Below are 15582 nucleotides of genomic sequence, written 5' to 3' on the forward strand. Positions count from 1 at the left end.
GTTTCCCTTTGATGGAGCGCTATTGTCAAGGCAGCCAGGAAAGGCTGCGCCTGACAATGTCAGTTTGCTCAAGGTTGAGCGTCGGCTGTGGCTGGCTTCTTTTCAGCGCTGGTCATCAGATTTTCGCGCGATACACCCAGGTACATGGCAATCGGGCTGGCGACCAGTACGGATGAGTAAATGCCGAACAGAATGCCAATGGTCAGTGCCAATGAGAAGTTATGCAGCACTTCGCCACCAAAAAACAGCATGGACAGCACCATCAGCTGGGTCGAGAAGTGGGTGATGACGGTACGGGACATGGTACGGGTGATGGCGTTGTTGATCACCTCGGGCACACTGGCCTTGCGCATCTTGCGGAAGTTTTCACGCACACGGTCAAACACCACCACGGATTCATTCACCGAGTAACCGAGCACGGCCAATACGGCGGCCAGCACAGTGAGGTTGAATTCCCACTGGAAGAAGGCAAAAAAGCCCAGAATGATCACCACGTCATGCATGTTGGCGATAACGGCGGCTACCGCAAAGCGCCATTCAAAGCGCAGGGCGAGATAGGCCATGATGCCGATCGACACCAGCAACAGGGCCAGCGCGCCATTTTCATACAGTTCTTGCCCGACCTGTGCGCCAACGGATTCAACGCGATTCATTTTGACGTTGGGGTCGGCTTTTTGCAGCGCGGTCAGCACTTGTTCGGACAACGCCGAGATCGAAAGCTCAGGCTTGAGCGGCAAGCGGATCAGCACATCGCGGCTGGTGCCAAAGTTTTGCACGGTGGCATCCTTCAGACCCCCGCTGTCGACGGCTTCACGGATTTTTCCGATATCAGCGGCTTGTGGATAGCTGACTTCCATCATGGTGCCGCCAGTGAAGTCGACGCCGAGGTTAAGGCCGCGGTGTGCCAGGAAGAACACCGACAGCAGGAAGGTAATGAGCGAAATCGCGGTCGTCAGGCGACCATAGCTCATAAACGGTATGTCTTTTTTAATCTTGAAAATTTCCATGATCTTTACTCGTATCTAGTCGTTTACGTGAGGTCGCATCAGCCGATGGACAGCTTGCTGATCTTGCGGCGGTAACCGTAAATCAGGTTAACCAGCGCGCGCGAAACCACCACGGCGCTGAACATGGAAGTCAAAATGCCCAGCACGTGCACCACGGCAAAGCCCTTGACCGGGCCGGAGCCGAACATGAACAGGGCGAGGCCGGCGATCATGGTGGTGACGTTGGAGTCCAGAATGGTATCGAAGGCACGGTCATAGCCTGCGTGAATGGCGGCCTGAGGCGTGTTGCCATTGCGCAGCTCTTCACGAATACGCTCATTGATCAGCACGTTGGCGTCAATCGCCATCCCCAGCGTCAGCGCAATCGCCGCCAGACCGGGCAGTGTGAGCGTGGCCTGCAGCAGCGACAGCACCGCGGTCAGCAGCAGCAGGTTGACGCCCAGCGCCAGCACCGACACGCTACCGAACAGCATGTAGTAGATGATCATGAACACGGCAATCGCAGCGAAGCCCCACAGGGTGGAGTGCCAGCCGCGCTTGATGTTTTCTTCACCCATGCTTGGGCCGACGGTACGTTCTTCGATGATGTCCATTGGCGCAGCCAGCGCGCCAGCGCGCAGCAGCAATGAAACATCGGTAGCTTCCTGCACGTTCGCCATGCCGGAAATCTGCACGCGGCCGCCGCCAATTTCTTCGCGGATAACAGGTGCGGTAATGACTTCTGCCTGGCCTTTTTCAATCAGCAGAATCGCCATGCGCTTGCCGACGTTTTCCTTGGTGGCCTGTTTGAAGATACGGGCGCCGCGACCATCCAGTGTGACATGCACAACGGATTCGCCGTTTTGCTGATCCAGGCCAGGGCCGGCGTCGGTGATGTAGTCACCGGTCAGCACGACGTTTTTCTTGACCAGAATAGGCTGGCCGTTACGTTCCACATAATACTCGTCACCAAATGGCACCTGACCCTTGCTGGCTTTGTCCAGCGTGGTCATGTCGCTCTTCTCTTCGTCCACCATGCGGATTTCAAGCGTCGCGGTACGGCCGAGAATTTCCTTCGCCTTGGCCGTGTCCTGCACGCCTGGCAACTGGATCACGATGCGATCCAGGCCTTGCTGCTGAATGATCGGTTCGGCAACGCCGAGTTCGTTCACGCGATTGTGCAGGGTTTGAATGTTCTGCTTGAGAGCAAATTCCTGAATGCGTTTTTGTGCCTGAAGATTCAGTGTGGCGATCAGCAGTTTGTCGTTACCGCTATCCAGGGTGCGGAAGGTGAGGTCAGGGTATTCCTTGTTCAGGATTTTCTGGGCTTTTGCCAGTTCGGCTGCGCTGCTGAAGCGCACCTGCACGGCCTGGCCTTCACGGCTGACGCCCATGTAAGCCACGCGCTCCTTGCGCAATGCACTGCGGAAATCGCCGACATAACGCTCAGCGGCCTTATCCAGCGCGGCTTTCATGTCAACTTGCAGCAGGAAGTGAACGCCGCCGCGCAAGTCCAGACCCAGATACATGGGCAGCGCGCCGATGCTGCGCAGCCAGGAAGGTGAACGCGAGATCAGATTGAGTGCAACGACGTAATCCTTGCCCAGCTTGCCTTGCAGCACATCCTTGGCATTGATTTGCGTGTCCGCATTTTCAAATCGTACCTTGACGCCATTCGTGTCAAGAAACACCGCTTCATAGGTGATTTTTTCCTGCTTCAGGATATCTTCCACCTGGCCCAGCAATGCCGGGTCGAGTTTAGCGGAGCTCTTGGCGGTGGATACCTGGACGGCTGGTGACTCACCAAACAGATTGGGCAGCGAATACACCACGCCGAGCACCAGGGTGATCAGCACGAGTATGTATTTCCATAAGGGGTAACGATTCATAATGCGGCTCGAAAAAAACGCATTCCGTCCTCAGGCTCGGTCATACATGAAAGTGTTGCAATGTATGGATTGGTGCGGAGCATGGGACGGAATGGCGGGATGGTTTAAATTCAGATGGACTTGATGGTGCCCTTGGGCAGCAGGGTCTGGACGGTTTGCTTTTGCACGTTGATGTTAACTTCAGGTGCGATCTCAATCGTGACATAAGCATCACCAACTTTGGTGACCTTGCCGACGATACCGCCAGCGGTGATGACTTCATCGCCTTTTTGCAGGGCTTCCAGCATGCGGCGCTGTTCTTTGGCCTGCTTCATTTGCGGACGAATCAGCATGAACCAGAACAGGACGAAGATCACGACCAGAGGAAGAAAACTGGTCCATTCCGGAGCCGGGGAGGCCGATGCGGCATAAGCTGAGCTGATTAACACGGAAGCTACCTTTCTATTACTTTAAATAAAATTGATACTGTTGATACTAAAGCCAAAAATTCTAGCATAGAGCGCCTTGTGGTGTTCTCACTAAATTTATCAGCCATCTTGTGGCGGCCTCGCTATGTGATTGCGGTCACCTCTAATTTGAAGCCGTTGCCAGGCTTTCGGCTTTAAGCTGCTGGCGCTTGGCCTTGAACTCCGCAACGAAACTGCTGAATGTGCCGTTTTCAATAGCCTTGCGCATGCCTGCCATCAGTTGCTGGTAATAGTGCAGGTTGTGCAGGGTGTTGAGGCGGGCGCCCAGAATCTCGCCGGTACGATGCAAATGGTGCAGATAGGCGCGGCTGAAATGGCGGCAGGTGTAGCAGCTGCAGTCGGCATCCAGAGGGCCGGTATCCAGTTTGTAGCGGGCGTTCTTGAGCTTGATGTCACCATACTGGGTGAACAGCCAGCCATTGCGTGCATTGCGGGTAGGCATCACACAGTCAAACATGTCCACGCCATGGCTTACCGCATCCACCAGGTCTTCTGGCGTACCAACACCCATCAGGTAGCGGGGTTTGTCCTGTGGCATCTGCGGCGTGGTGTGAGCCAGAATGCGCAGCATGTCTTCCTTTGGTTCACCTACCGACAAGCCGCCTATGGCGTAGCCATCAAATTCAATGTCAGTTAGCCCCGCCAGCGAGATGTCGCGCAGGTCTTCATACATGCCGCCCTGAATAATGCCAAACAGCGCGTTCGGATTGCCGGCATGGGCATCCTTGCTGCGCCGTGCCCAGCGCAGGCTGAGCTGCATGGATGTCATGGCTTGCTCGTGAGTGGCAGGGTAAGGTGTGCATTCGTCAAAAATCATGACGATGTCGGAATTGAGCACGCGCTGGATGCGCATGGATTCCTCGGGGGTCAGGAAACAGCTGTCGCCATTGATCGGAGAGCGAAATTTGACGCCTTCTTCGCTGATCTTGCGCAGGTCGCCGAGGCTCCAGACCTGAAAGCCGCCGGAATCAGTGAGGATAGGGCCATCCCAGCTCATGAAGCCATGCAGGCCGCCATGGGCCTCAATGACATCGAGGCCGGGCCGCAGCCATAAGTGAAAGGTATTGCCGAGCAGAATGTGCGCGCCAATGTCGTGAACCTCTTGCGGGGAGAGCGTCTTGACGGAACCATAAGTGCCGACTGGCATGAAGGCGGGTGTTTGTACCTCGCCGTGGGCCAGGCTGACGGTGCCGCGGCGGGCGGCGCCATCCTGTTTGTGCAGAGTGAATTGCATGGTGCTAAGCGTGTTGAAATCAATACGCGAGTCTAACATAGTCAATCCATGCGGCTTTGATATACTAGCCGAAGTTTAATTTCAGGAAGTTTCGCAATGGCTGATGCCAAACCCCGTCTGCGCCGCACCAAACCACTGGTTGAACAGAGTCTGCGCGAGCGCAGCATCTATCTGCTGCCCAACCTGTTTACGACGGCGGCACTGTTTGCCGGGTTTTATGCCATCGTGCAGGCGATGAGTGGTCGCTTTGAGCATGCAGCGGTCGCCATTTTCATTGCGATGATACTGGACGGCCTCGATGGGCGTGTCGCCCGCATGACCAATACCCAAAGTGCCTTTGGCGCCGAATACGACAGCCTTTCCGATATGGTGTCGTTTGGCGTGGCCCCGGCGCTGGTGCTGTATGTGTGGGCTTTGCAGCCCATGGGCAAGCTGGGCTGGATTGCGGCTTTTATCTATTGCGCCAGTGCCGCCTTGCGCCTGGCTCGCTTCAATACCAAGCTGGATGAAAGCGACAAACGCTATTTCCAAGGCTTGCCCAGTCCGGCTGCGGCCGCATTGCTGGCCGGCTTGGTGTGGATTTCCTTTGATAATGGCATTGCCGGGGACGAGATTTTCTTTGGCTGGGTCAAGATGAAATGGCTGGCCTGGAGCATCACCGTATTTGCCGGTATTTCCATGGTGAGCGACCTGCGCTTTTACAGCGGCAAGGACATCAATCTGCGCAGCAGCGTACCGTTTGTGGTGATTCTGCTCATCGTGCTGGCTTTTGTGCTCATTTCATACAGTCCTGCTGAAGTCCTGTTTGCAGTTTCCCTGCTATACGGCTTGTCAGGGTATGTCTTGTGGGCATACCGCAAGCTGAAGCGCCCGCCTGCGTCGCCTTCCGCCAACTGAATTTAGTTATCTCCGCAAATGCATTTCGCTGCCACAAATAATGCAGCGATCACCAAGTTTATGGACCAGACACCATGTCAGATACGATAAAAGACAAGCAGTTAATCATTTTTGATACCACCTTGCGCGATGGCGAGCAGAGCCCGGGCGCTGCCATGACCAAGGAAGAAAAGATCCGTATCGCCCGTCAGCTGGAAAAGCTGGGCGTGAATGTGATTGAAGCCGGGTTTGCCGCAGCGAGTCCAGGGGATTTTGATGCGATTCATGCGATCGCCGAGATTATCAAGGAGTCCACCGTCTGCTCGCTGGCGCGTGCCAATGAAAACGATATCCGCCGCGCGGGCGAAGCCATCAAGCCAGCGGCCAAAGGCCGTATCCATACCTTTATTGCCACCAGCCCCATCCACATGCAGAACAAACTGCGCATGACGCCGGAGCAGGTGCTGGAACGGGCGGTGCAGGCCGTGAAATGGGCGCTGGAATATACCGACGATGTGGAATTCTCCGCGGAAGACGCGGTGCGTTCGGACATGGATTTCCTGGTGCAGGTGTTTACCGCCGTGATTGATGCGGGGGCCAAGACCATCAATGTGCCGGATACCGTGGGCTATTCGATACCCGCGCTGTGGGGCGAGCGCATGCAGCAGTTGATTGCCCGCGTGCCCAATTCATCCCGCGTGGTGTGGTCTACCCATTGCCACAATGACCTTGGCATGGCGGTGGCGAATTCACTGGCGGCTGTCATGGGCGGCGCGCGGCAGGTGGAATGCACCATCAACGGCCTGGGCGAGCGCGCAGGCAATGCCAGTCTGGAAGAAATCGTCATGGCAGTGCGCACGCGCCGCGATGTATTCAACCTCGACACCAGTATTGATACCACGCAGATCGTGCCTACCTCCAAGCTGGTTTCCACCATTACCGGTTATCCGGTGCAACCGAACAAGGCGGTGGTTGGCGCCAATGCCTTTGCACACGAATCCGGCATTCATCAGGATGGCGTGCTGAAGCACCGCGAGACTTACGAGATCATGCGTGCCGAAGATGTGGGCTGGGGTGCCAACAAGCTCACGCTGGGCAAGCTGTCTGGCCGCAATGCCTTCCGCACCCGCCTGAATGAGCTGGGTATCCAGCTCGATAGCGAAGAGGCCTTGAATGCCGCCTTTGCCCGCTTCAAGGAGTTGGCAGACAAGAAGTCCGAGATTTTTGATGAAGACCTGCATGCCCTGGTCAGCGATGACGTGATGGGCGAAGCCAGTGAGTGCTACAAGCTGGTGTATCTGCAGGTATGTTCGCAGACGGGCGAAATCCCGCATGCAATTGTCACTGTTACCGAGCATGGCGTGGAAAAACGGGCGGAGTCGAATGGCGGCGGCCCAGTGGATGCGGCGTTCAAAGCCATTGAAAGCATCGTCAACAGTGGTTCCGAGTTGCAGCTCTACTCGGTCAACAACATTACCAGTGGTACCGATGCGCAAGGCGAAGTGACCGTACGCCTGTCCAAGGGTGGCCGCATTGTGAACGGCCAAGGGGCGGATACCGATATCGTGATTGCCTCGGCCAAAGCTTACTTGAATGGCTTGAACAAGCTGCAATCCAACGCCGAACGGGCGCATCCGCAGCCCTTGTAATTTCAGCCTGGCGCTTCCAGATATTGTAGGTAGCGCCTTGTTGATGGGGTTGGGCCAGTATGCAGGCAGGTCTATTTGGTTTTGAGATAACGTTTGTCGTTGAAGGTAGATAGCCAGCTTGGCCTGAAAGCCGCCATCAGCGTTACCGCCATCCCTGTGAGCATAGCTTCGGACCAGGCCATGAAAATGTAGTAGGGCAAGTAATGCTCGCCCAGATATTCACGCTTGTAGATAGCACTTTCGGTCAGCACAAAGCTGCTGGCGAGTCCGCACAGGGTAATGGCGACACCTGCACAGAAAAAGCCGACCACAAAAATATACACAAACAAATGGTTGGGCAGTTTGCGGTCTACCCAGCGGAATACGCCCCAACTGAACATGGCGGGAATCACTACCATGAGCATGAGATTGAGCCCGTAACTGAGCCAGCCAGCCATGCCAAAGGCGGTAATGCCGAGCAGTACCAAGGCAAGCGCGATAATCGCGAGTTGGGGCCCAAACATCAGGCTGAGCAGCGTAGCGCCCAGCAGATGAAAATTCAGACCAGGCTTGATCCCGGCGTTAACTGCCCATACCAGCATGAGCCCGACGATGCCGGCCATGAACACATTCAACAGGCTGGTGTCTTTCAGATGACGCCAAGGTGCGCTTTTCACGCAGGCCAGGATAATCGCCAGGCTTAATGCATTGGCGGCCCAGCACAGCTCGGTGGGTAGTAAATGATCGGGGAAGTTCATATCGTAATGACCTTGATGGGGGCAGCGAGTTCTTGCCGCATCAAGCTCTCCGCAATGCGATGCACAAGTCTTGTACTTTACCTATTTTTGAAACGCCGTAACAGAACGGAGATGATTTTGCAGCTTGCACTTTTTGATTTGGATAACACCCTGTTGGCCGGGGATAGTGATTTTCAATGGGGCCAGTTTCTGATCGAACAGGGATTGCTCAACCGCGAGGAGCACCTGGAAAAAAACCTGCAGTTTTACGAAGACTATAAAGCCGGGAAGCTGGATATCTATGCGTTTCTCGAGTTTCAGCTCAAGCCATTAAGCCAGCATCCGCGCAGTTTTCTGGATGAATTGCACACGCGCTACATGCAGGAAAAAATCGCCCCCATGATCACCGACAAAGCGCGGGCGCTGGTAGAAAAGCATAGAGCCAACGGCGATTTGCTCATGATCATCACCGCGACCAACAGCTTTGTTACCGGCCCGATTGCCAAGGCATTTGGTATTGAAAACCTGATTGGGACGCTGCCGGAGGAAATTGACGGCCAATTCACCGGGCGTAGCACCGGTGTGCCGAGTTTTCAGGAAGGCAAGATTACGCGCCTGAACAGTTGGCTGGAGGCACGCGGGCAAACGCTCCAGGATTTTGAGCAGAGCTGGTTCTACAGCGATTCGCACAATGATTTGCCACTGATGAAGCTGGTGGACAAGCCCGTGGCAGTCGATCCGGACTCTACGCTGAAAGCTTATGCCGAAGGGGAAGGCTGGCCTGTGATCAGCCTGCGCTAGTATTTATTTAAGTGTTGAGCAGGCCAGGCTTGTCCTGCAGGCCGCCTGCGTAGGTTAACGATTCAGCAGGACTTCCAGCACGAATTTGGTCCCTGCGTAAGCGAGCAGCAAAATCACAAAGCCGCTGAGTGTCCAGCGGATAGCGGTCTTGCCCCGCCAGCCATAGGCTTGGCGGCCAAGCAGCAGGCCGCCATAAACCAGCCACGAGATAATGGCGAACAGGTTCTTGTGATTGAACTTCAAGGCCTGGCCAAAAATCTGTTCGGAAAACAGCGCGCCGCTCAGGAGGGTGAGCGTGAGCAGGAAAAAGCCCAGTGCAATGACGCGGAACAGCAGCTTTTCCATGACGATAATCGGCGGAAACTCTGGAAGGCGGCTCAGACTGGATTTTTGATGCAGCTTGCGCTCGGCAAACGCCATCAGGCCCGCATGCAAGGCGGCAAAGGTGAACAGGCTGTAAGCCAGAATCGCGATGACCAGATGCGTCATGAACAATGGATTACCCAGATAAGGCAGCACGTGGTTTTCATGCATGCCGTATTGCAAGAGCACGAAAAACGCCGCAGGTGGCAGCACAAAAGCCTGCAGGCTTTGCAGCGGATAGCGCAGGTTGTTGACCCAATAGATCAGCACCGTGAGCCAGGCAATCGCCGACAGGGCATTGTCAAAACTCAGGTTCAGGCCTTCGGTAAACATGGCGTTATATAGCAGGCCCGCATGCAGCAAGAGGCCGATGGCCAGCACCCGGCTATGCAGCTTGCGGCGTGAGGCAGGGTCTGAGGTTTTTACGCTACGCCAGAAGTCGATGGCGACCAGGCTGTAAATCAGGGCTGTGAGCAGAAAAGGAATAAGGGCAACCATTTAGCTGTCTTGTGTCTTCAGGTCTTGGGTTAGAATTAAGTAAATACTATAACACGCGGTTTCAGCCCCTAAACGCTGGCCCGCATTACATTCGGCACGGATTATGTTTGAAAATTTAAGCGGTAGATTACAACAGGTGGTCAAGACGCTGCGCGGCCAGGCCCGTCTCAGCGAAGAAAATATCAGTGACGCCATGCGTGAAGTGCGCATGGCGCTGCTGGAAGCTGACGTCGCCCTGCCCGTGGTCAAGGAATTCATCGCTCAGGTGAAGGAGCGGGCGGTAGGTCGTGATGTGCTGCAGAGCCTGACGCCCGGACAGGCAGTCATTCAGGTGGTGCATGAAGAGCTTACGCGCCTCATGGGCGAACAGAATGTAGGGCTCAATCTGGCAGCAGTCCCTCCGGCGATTATCCTGATGGCAGGTTTGCAGGGCTCAGGTAAAACCACCACCTCAGCCAAGCTGGCGCGGCTGCTTAAAGAACAAAAGAAGAAGGTATTGCTGGCCAGTGCTGACGTATATCGCCCCGCCGCCATTGAGCAGTTGAAAACCCTGGCCAAGGGTCTGGAAGTCGACTGTTTTGACTCGAACGCCAGCCAGAAACCGCAGGACATTGCGGCCAATGTACTCGATTTTGCCAAGCGTCATTTTTACGATGTGGTGATTTTCGATACTGCCGGTCGCTTGGGGATTGATGAAGCCATGATGGCTGAAATCCAGCAATTGCATGCCTTGCTGAACCCGGTGGAAACCCTGTTTGTGGTCGATGCCATGCAAGGTCAGGATGCCGTGAATACGGCACGCGCCTTTGGCGAGACCTTGCCCCTGACGGGCGTTATCCTCACCAAGCTGGATGGCGATGCGCGTGGCGGTGCCGCCTTGTCGGTACGCCACATCACGGGCAAGCCGATCAAATTCGTCGGTGTTAGCGAGAAAGTGGACGGGCTGGAAGTATTCCATCCGGAGCGCATGGCCTCCCGCGTGCTGGGCATGGGCGATGTGCTATCGCTCATTGAGCAGGCACAAAAGAATGTCGACATGGCTGAGGCGCAAAAAGTCGCCGACAAGCTCAAGTCCGGCAAAAGCTTTGACCTCGAAGACTTCAAGTCGCAAATGCTGCAAATGCGCAAAATGGGTGGTATGGGCGCCCTCATGGACAAAATGCCCGCGCAGTTGGCGGGCATGGCCGGCCAGATCAATAGTGAGACTGGCGATAAAGCCATGCGTCGCATGGAAGGCATTATCAATTCCATGACGGCCGAAGAGCGCCGCAAGCCCGAGATCATCAAGGCGACCCGCAAACGCCGTATTGCCGCTGGCGCCGGTGTGCAGGTGCAGGAAGTCAATCGCCTGCTCAACCAGTTTGAAGAAATTCAGAAGATGATGAAAATGTTCTCCAAAGGCGGCATGAGCAAGATGATGCGCGCCATGCAAGGTCGGTTCCCCGGCATGCGCTAAGGCGCAGTGTCTACGCTAAATGAATGCTGCATAAACTTTCCCTGATTTCTGGTTGACGCGCTACGCCCTTTTCTGGATAATTGCGCGCTTTCCAAAGCAACGGAAAACATCGGGACGAAAGTCTCCGGGCTGTTAGCTCAGCTGGTAGAGCAGCGGACTTTTAATCCGTTTGTCGTGGGTTCGATCCCCGCACAGCCCACCAACACCAAAAAGGGGTTACGAGAAATCGTAACCCCTTTTTTTATTTACACCGTTACCCTTCCTCCATCCCATGGCCAGGCTTGGCAATCTGGGCTTGGCAATCGCCAGGCCTGGATGAAAAATCGGATGCTGCAGATTTTTTATTGCGCAGTCTGGTCCTGCCGACGCTGTTCTGTTGTATAAACCTAGCACTTCATTTTCACGTCTTATCAGGATTTCTATGGCCCTTAAATCCACTGTATTCAAAGCCAATCTGCAGATTGCCGACATGGAGCGGCATTATTATCAGGATCATGCATTGACCCTGGCGCGGCATCCGTCGGAGACGGATGAGCGCATGATGGTGCGCCTGCTGGCGTTTGCCCTGCATGCGGATGAGCAGCTGGCGTTTGGTCAGGGTATGACAGATGATGAAGAGGCGGATCTTTGGCGGCGCGATTTGACTGGCCGCATTGAGCAGTGGATCGATGTCGGCCTGCCGGACGAGAAGCTGATACGCAAGGCATGTGGCCGTGCCGATGAGGTGGTGGTGTATGCCTATGGCGGGCGCACGGCAGAGATGTGGTTTGCGCAGAATGCCTCCGGTTTTGCCCGGCTCAGCAATCTGCGGGTTTACAGTCTGCCGCAGGAAACAACCCAGGCGCTGGCCGCATTGGCGCAACGCAGCATGAATCTGCAATGCACCATCCAGGATGGTCAGGTGTGGTTGAGCGATGGGGAGGCGAGCGTGGAAGTCACCCGCGCCACCCTAAAGTAGGGCGCTACGCCTACACTCCGGTAAGCGTTCTCTGACACGAGAATCAGCGACCAACTTATTCGCCATCATGCCGGTTTCTTTCACAATGGATTCGTCTTCAACAACAACCCATTATAAGGAAACGATATGAAAACGAATTTTAAAGCTCTGCTGTTGGTAAGTGCTCTGGCAATGCCTTTGAGTGGCTTTGCTGCAGACGGTGATGCCGTTTCCACCAAGTTGAGCGATACCGTGATCACAACGAAGGTGAAGGCTGCGTTTGCCAAGGATAAACTGGTAAGTGCCAGTGATATCAAGGTTGAAACTGACAGTAATGGCCTGGTCGAATTGTCCGGCACTGCAAAAACCAAGAAAGAAGCTGAAAAAGCAGTGTTGCTCGCCAAGGGCGTCAAAGGCGTGACCGCCGTCAAGAATGAAATTGTTGTCGCTGAGTAATTTCTCGCGATAACGGGTTGCCGGTTTTACCGGCCACCGGAAAAAGGCTGACAGCAATGTCGGCCTTTTTTCATGGCCGTCTGCGCGCGAGATAAAAGCAAATCTGGTCCCGTCGGCGCTGGATCATCGACGCGTGGGTGTCGCTAGTCTAAACTTCAGGCATGGTCAGGATATTTTTTGAGTGCTTGGTGGCAGATGAGGTCAGGATATATGGCGTGGCGATCTATGCGTAGCCTGGGCCTCATGCTGCTGGTAACCGTATTGAGCCTGCTGGCGATTTTTTTTGTGGATGCGCCAGCGGCCTTGTGGATCAAGGCGCATTTGCTGAGCTATGCCCCGTTTCATGACTATACCAATAACCTTCCCAGCCATCTGTTCTGGGTGGTGCTGATCGGCTCTACTTTCAGTCTTTCCTTCTATTTCTACTTGCGCAGGCTGGGCGAGCGTAGCCCAAGGCGTGACTTTTTTCTTTTGATCGGTGTGGTGCTGCCGATGGCGTTCCTCGCCAAGCATGTGCTCAAGCTCATGTTTGGTCGTATCGGAGTTCGCTTTTGGTTGTCCAATCCCGAGGCTCATCAGGCGCACTGGTTTCAGGTGGGCAAGCGTTGGTACGACGCTTTTCCGTCAGGTCACATGGTGGTGTTCATGACGGTGTTCATGGCGCTGTGGCAGTTTTATCCACGCTGGCGCCGGTGGTATCTGGCTGGCATGACACTCCTGGCAGTGGCGCTGGTGGCTACCAACTATCATTATGTGAGCGATGTAATCGCCGGTACTTATATCGGCATGCTGGTGTATTGGGCTACCCGCTGGGCCGTGTTGAAGGAACGTAAACGTGGATAGAGTTGGCATCGTTGATGCTTGCATGCAAGTGTTATCCGTATGCAGAAAGGAGTCATCATGGAGCCGCTAAATGCCATCAAGGGCGTGCTGTTTGATCTCGACGGTGTGCTCTATATCGGCGGCAAGCCGGTAGAGGGCGCGATTGATGCAGTAGACCGCATCCGCAATGCCGGTTTGCCGTGCCGGTTCGTTACCAATACCAGCACGCTGTCGCTGGCTTCATTGCAGGCAAAATTGGGCAGTCTGGGCTTTGCGGTGGAAACAGAGGAAATCATCAGTGCCACCCAGGCCGCGCGTTTATATCTGATGCGGCAAGGTGACCCGGTCTGCCGGTTCCTGCTGGCGGAAGACGTGATGCAGGATTTTGCCGATTTTCGCCAGTCAGATACCGATGCCGAATTCATTGTGATTGGCGATATTGGCGATGCCTGGTCATACCGGCTGCTGAATGAGGTGTTCAACTGTCTGATGCGTGGCGCCAAGCTGATTGCCATCCACAAGAACCGCTACTGGCAAACCGAGCATGGCTTGCAAATGGATATTGGCGCTTTTATCACCGGTCTGGAGTATGCAAGTGGCGCGCAGACCACGCTGATGGGCAAGCCCTCGGCGGATTTTTTTGCCATGGCGCTGATCAGTATGAGTGTGGCGGCATGCGATGCCGTGCTGATCGGCGATGACATTGATGCCGACATTGGCGGTGCCCAGCAGGCAGGTCTGCATGGGGTGCTGGTGCAGACCGGCAAGTATCGTCAGGCATACTGTGATGCCTCCACTATTCACCCGGATCGGGTGATTCCATCCATACGCGAGTTTCCCGATTTGCTGGGGATTTAGTGGCACGATTGTCGCCATTTGCCGACCCCGCATGCCGGGGTCAGCGAATTTTTTCAGCCTTATGCAGTCATCTTGAATAAGAAGCCCGGCAAGCGTGCCGTTCTGCTAACTCACTAATCAATGTCGGTTTCAAGGCTCCCCGTGTGGGCGCGCGAGCGAACTTTAATAAAGTCACTGCCTGCAGGCATGTCGACATCAAGCAATAACATCAGGAGGAACTACATGCAGGTAACTGCTTATGCAAAAGCCATGGTGGCGGCGTCTCTCATCGGGCTGTCATGCCATGCGGCGGCGGATCAGTTGCGCCTCAAAAATGGCGATATATTGACCGGCGAGGTGCTGAAAAAAGAAGGCGATGCCGTCGAGTTCAGAACCGCCTATGCAGGGGTGATCAAAGTCGTGTGGGCGGAAATTGCCAGCCTGGACTCTGCCAAAGCGCTGGATATCGTGCTGAATGACAAAGAGCGCGTGGAAGGCGCGTTTGTAAGTCTGGATGACGTGGAAGACGGCCGTGCCTGGATCAAGCTTGAGAATGAGCAATACCGCGATATTGAGCTGGCAGAGCTGCGCTACATCAACCCTTCGCCCGAACTGGTGCGCGGCGGCTACAAATGGACCGGGCGTATCAATGTTGGCGGCACCTGGACGCAGGGCAACTCCGAAACCCAGGCCTTGCGGCTGGATACGGAAACCATCATTCGTACGCTGCAGAATCGGTATACCGCCGGGGCCATCTTCAACCGGGCAGAGGATAGAGGCAACAGCACGCAATTCAATAGCCGTGGCTACGCCAAGTACGACCATTTCTGGAGTCGGCGCTGGTATGCCTACGGCGTGACGTCACTGGAGCAGGACAGGTTTCGTGACCTGCAATTGCTGACGACCATTGGCGGCGGATCGGGTTACCAGATGTATGAATCGCCCAACCTCAATCTGTCGCTTGAAGGCGGTTTGGCCTATGTGAGCGAGCGTCATTACACCGACCCTGACAAAAACTATGCGGCATTGCGCTGGGCGGTGAAATACGACCAGAAACTGCTGAATGGATTTACCCAGTTTTTCCATGAGCACGAGGCGCTCATGAGCCTGGAAGATACGCGCGATATGCTGATTTATGCCAAAACCGGCTTCCGGTTCCCGCTTACCGAGCGCTTGAATGCCTCCACCCAGTGGAATGTCACCTGGGATGGAAGCCCGACACCAGGCCGCAAGGAGATTGATTCCACCCTGTTGTTCAGCGCGGGCTACGCCTGGTAAGGCTTAGTTGGATGGTGTTTTCTTTTGCTGGGCGCGCGCCTGCTTGCGTAGCTTGCGCGCCTCGCGCCATTCGCGGATACGGCGGCGGCGCAGGAGAATGATGATGATCATGATGGCCCAGCCGAAGGCGAGCAGGTGCGCCAGCCCACTGTATATGCTCACGACCACCAGATGGGGAAACGAGGTGGTGAGTACCAGCGGCAACAGGGCGAGCAGTAGGACCAGAAATATCAGTATCATGAGCGTCCTTCGCGCTAATCAACATCAAGGGGCAAGTTTGGATGCACCCGGCCGCTGGAGGTTCCTCCAGGGAAGGG

Annotated in this window: 16 protein-coding genes and 1 tRNA gene; 10 read left to right on the forward strand and 7 right to left on the reverse strand. The window is 55.2% G+C overall.

The annotated features are described in order from the left end of the window. Nucleotides 1–68 precede the first annotated feature (68 nt). From secF to tgt, 4 genes are all read right to left on the reverse strand, one after another. Nucleotides 69–1007 carry a protein translocase subunit SecF gene (secF, locus tag ACWWD9_RS03400; protein ID WP_455867731.1) on the reverse strand — a complete coding sequence of 313 codons (939 nt, stop codon included), beginning with the start codon at nt 1005–1007 and terminating at the stop codon, nt 69–71. A 38-nt stretch (nt 1008–1045) separates the two neighbouring features. Beyond that, the gene (secD, locus tag ACWWD9_RS03405) at nt 1046–2875 is read right to left on the reverse strand and encodes a protein translocase subunit SecD (protein WP_015830791.1); all 1830 of its coding nucleotides are present in this window, start codon (nt 2873–2875) and stop codon (nt 1046–1048) included. A gap of 110 nt (nt 2876–2985) precedes the next feature. Continuing rightward, nucleotides 2986–3303 (reverse strand): preprotein translocase subunit YajC, encoded by a 318-nt coding sequence (gene yajC, locus ACWWD9_RS03410; protein WP_013442956.1) that lies wholly within the window; start codon nt 3301–3303, stop codon nt 2986–2988. Nucleotides 3304–3445: 142 nt separating this feature from the next. Next, nucleotides 3446–4576 carry a tRNA guanosine(34) transglycosylase Tgt gene (gene tgt, locus ACWWD9_RS03415; protein ID WP_455868129.1) on the reverse strand — a complete coding sequence of 377 codons (1131 nt, stop codon included), beginning with the start codon at nt 4574–4576 and terminating at the stop codon, nt 3446–3448. Nucleotides 4577–4672: 96 nt separating this feature from the next. Here tgt and pssA point away from each other — a divergent pair, with 96 nt between their 5' ends. Both pssA and ACWWD9_RS03425 read left to right on the forward strand, forming a co-directional pair. Next, nucleotides 4673–5473, forward strand: a complete 801-nt coding sequence (gene pssA, locus ACWWD9_RS03420; protein WP_013442954.1) for a CDP-diacylglycerol--serine O-phosphatidyltransferase — start codon at nt 4673–4675, stop codon at nt 5471–5473. Between the two features lie 74 nt (nt 5474–5547). Next, a complete protein-coding gene (locus ACWWD9_RS03425) occupies nt 5548–7101 on the forward strand; it encodes a 2-isopropylmalate synthase (protein ID WP_015830788.1) in 1554 nt (517 codons plus the stop codon). 71 nt (nt 7102–7172) lie between these two features. Here the strand turns inward: ACWWD9_RS03425 and ACWWD9_RS03430 are convergent, their stop codons facing one another. Further along, a complete protein-coding gene (locus ACWWD9_RS03430) occupies nt 7173–7838 on the reverse strand; it encodes an energy-coupling factor ABC transporter permease (protein ID WP_013442952.1) in 666 nt (221 codons plus the stop codon). Nucleotides 7839–7949: 111 nt separating this feature from the next. Between ACWWD9_RS03430 and ACWWD9_RS03435 the strand changes: the two genes are divergently transcribed. Then, complete coding sequence (locus tag ACWWD9_RS03435; RefSeq protein WP_455867732.1) at nt 7950–8618, forward strand: histidinol-phosphatase; 669 nt, start codon at nt 7950–7952, stop codon at nt 8616–8618. Nucleotides 8619–8672: 54 nt separating this feature from the next. On the opposite strand, the gene ACWWD9_RS03440 is transcribed toward ACWWD9_RS03435, so the two are convergent. After that, a complete protein-coding gene (locus ACWWD9_RS03440) occupies nt 8673–9479 on the reverse strand; it encodes a cytochrome C assembly family protein (protein ID WP_015830786.1) in 807 nt (268 codons plus the stop codon). Between the two features lie 103 nt (nt 9480–9582). On the opposite strand from ACWWD9_RS03440, the gene ffh reads away from it, so the two are divergent. From ffh to ACWWD9_RS03475, 7 genes are all read left to right on the forward strand, one after another. Continuing rightward, the gene (gene ffh, locus ACWWD9_RS03445) at nt 9583–10935 is read left to right on the forward strand and encodes a signal recognition particle protein (protein WP_455867733.1); all 1353 of its coding nucleotides are present in this window, start codon (nt 9583–9585) and stop codon (nt 10933–10935) included. Between the two features lie 126 nt (nt 10936–11061). Next, nucleotides 11062–11137 (forward strand) — tRNA-Lys (locus tag ACWWD9_RS03450). 219 nt (nt 11138–11356) lie between these two features. Next, complete coding sequence (locus ACWWD9_RS03455; RefSeq protein ID WP_013442947.1) at nt 11357–11893, forward strand: YaeQ family protein; 537 nt, start codon at nt 11357–11359, stop codon at nt 11891–11893. Between the two features lie 126 nt (nt 11894–12019). Continuing rightward, nucleotides 12020–12328, forward strand: coding sequence for a BON domain-containing protein (locus ACWWD9_RS03460; RefSeq protein ID WP_013442946.1), 309 nt, complete (start codon nt 12020–12022; stop codon nt 12326–12328). Between the two features lie 210 nt (nt 12329–12538). After that, complete coding sequence (locus ACWWD9_RS03465) at nt 12539–13171, forward strand: phosphatase PAP2 family protein (protein WP_455867734.1); 633 nt, start codon at nt 12539–12541, stop codon at nt 13169–13171. 57 nt (nt 13172–13228) lie between these two features. Beyond that, nucleotides 13229–14008 (forward strand): TIGR01458 family HAD-type hydrolase, encoded by a 780-nt coding sequence (locus tag ACWWD9_RS03470; RefSeq protein WP_455867735.1) that lies wholly within the window; start codon nt 13229–13231, stop codon nt 14006–14008. Between the two features lie 222 nt (nt 14009–14230). Then, nucleotides 14231–15265 carry a DUF481 domain-containing protein gene (locus ACWWD9_RS03475; RefSeq protein ID WP_013442943.1) on the forward strand — a complete coding sequence of 345 codons (1035 nt, stop codon included), beginning with the start codon at nt 14231–14233 and terminating at the stop codon, nt 15263–15265. 3 nt (nt 15266–15268) lie between these two features. On the opposite strand, the gene ACWWD9_RS03480 is transcribed toward ACWWD9_RS03475, so the two are convergent. Further along, on the reverse strand, nt 15269–15505 hold the full coding sequence (locus ACWWD9_RS03480; RefSeq protein WP_013442942.1) for a hypothetical protein: 237 nt from the start codon (nt 15503–15505) through the stop codon (nt 15269–15271). Nucleotides 15506–15582: the final 77 nt, after the last annotated feature.

The organism is Methylovorus sp. SPW-M1, from assembly GCF_053848825.1.

Excerpts from the sequence above, each read along its gene's own strand:
- ffh (WP_455867733.1), top strand. The coding sequence starts at position 9,583 with ATGTTTGAAAATTTAAGCGGTAGATTACAACAGGTGGTCAAGACGCTG.
- ACWWD9_RS03470 (WP_455867735.1), top strand. The coding sequence starts at position 13,229 with ATGGAGCCGCTAAATGCCATCAAGGGCGTGCTGTTTGATCTCGACGGT.
- ACWWD9_RS03475 (WP_013442943.1), top strand. The coding sequence starts at position 14,231 with ATGCAGGTAACTGCTTATGCAAAAGCCATGGTGGCGGCGTCTCTCATC.
- ACWWD9_RS03455 (WP_013442947.1), top strand. The coding sequence starts at position 11,357 with ATGGCCCTTAAATCCACTGTATTCAAAGCCAATCTGCAGATTGCCGAC.
- ACWWD9_RS03440 (WP_015830786.1), bottom strand. The coding sequence starts at position 9,479 with ATGGTTGCCCTTATTCCTTTTCTGCTCACAGCCCTGATTTACAGCCTG.
- secF (WP_455867731.1), bottom strand. The coding sequence starts at position 1,007 with ATGGAAATTTTCAAGATTAAAAAAGACATACCGTTTATGAGCTATGGT.
- ACWWD9_RS03465 (WP_455867734.1), top strand. The coding sequence starts at position 12,539 with ATGGCGTGGCGATCTATGCGTAGCCTGGGCCTCATGCTGCTGGTAACC.
- secD (WP_015830791.1), bottom strand. The coding sequence starts at position 2,875 with ATGAATCGTTACCCCTTATGGAAATACATACTCGTGCTGATCACCCTG.
- ACWWD9_RS03480 (WP_013442942.1), bottom strand. The coding sequence starts at position 15,505 with ATGATACTGATATTTCTGGTCCTACTGCTCGCCCTGTTGCCGCTGGTA.
- tgt (WP_455868129.1), bottom strand. The coding sequence starts at position 4,576 with ATGCAATTCACTCTGCACAAACAGGATGGCGCCGCCCGCCGCGGCACC.
- ACWWD9_RS03425 (WP_015830788.1), top strand. The coding sequence starts at position 5,548 with ATGTCAGATACGATAAAAGACAAGCAGTTAATCATTTTTGATACCACC.
- pssA (WP_013442954.1), top strand. The coding sequence starts at position 4,673 with ATGGCTGATGCCAAACCCCGTCTGCGCCGCACCAAACCACTGGTTGAA.
- ACWWD9_RS03460 (WP_013442946.1), top strand. The coding sequence starts at position 12,020 with ATGAAAACGAATTTTAAAGCTCTGCTGTTGGTAAGTGCTCTGGCAATG.
- ACWWD9_RS03435 (WP_455867732.1), top strand. The coding sequence starts at position 7,950 with ATGATTTTGCAGCTTGCACTTTTTGATTTGGATAACACCCTGTTGGCC.
- ACWWD9_RS03430 (WP_013442952.1), bottom strand. The coding sequence starts at position 7,838 with ATGAACTTCCCCGATCATTTACTACCCACCGAGCTGTGCTGGGCCGCC.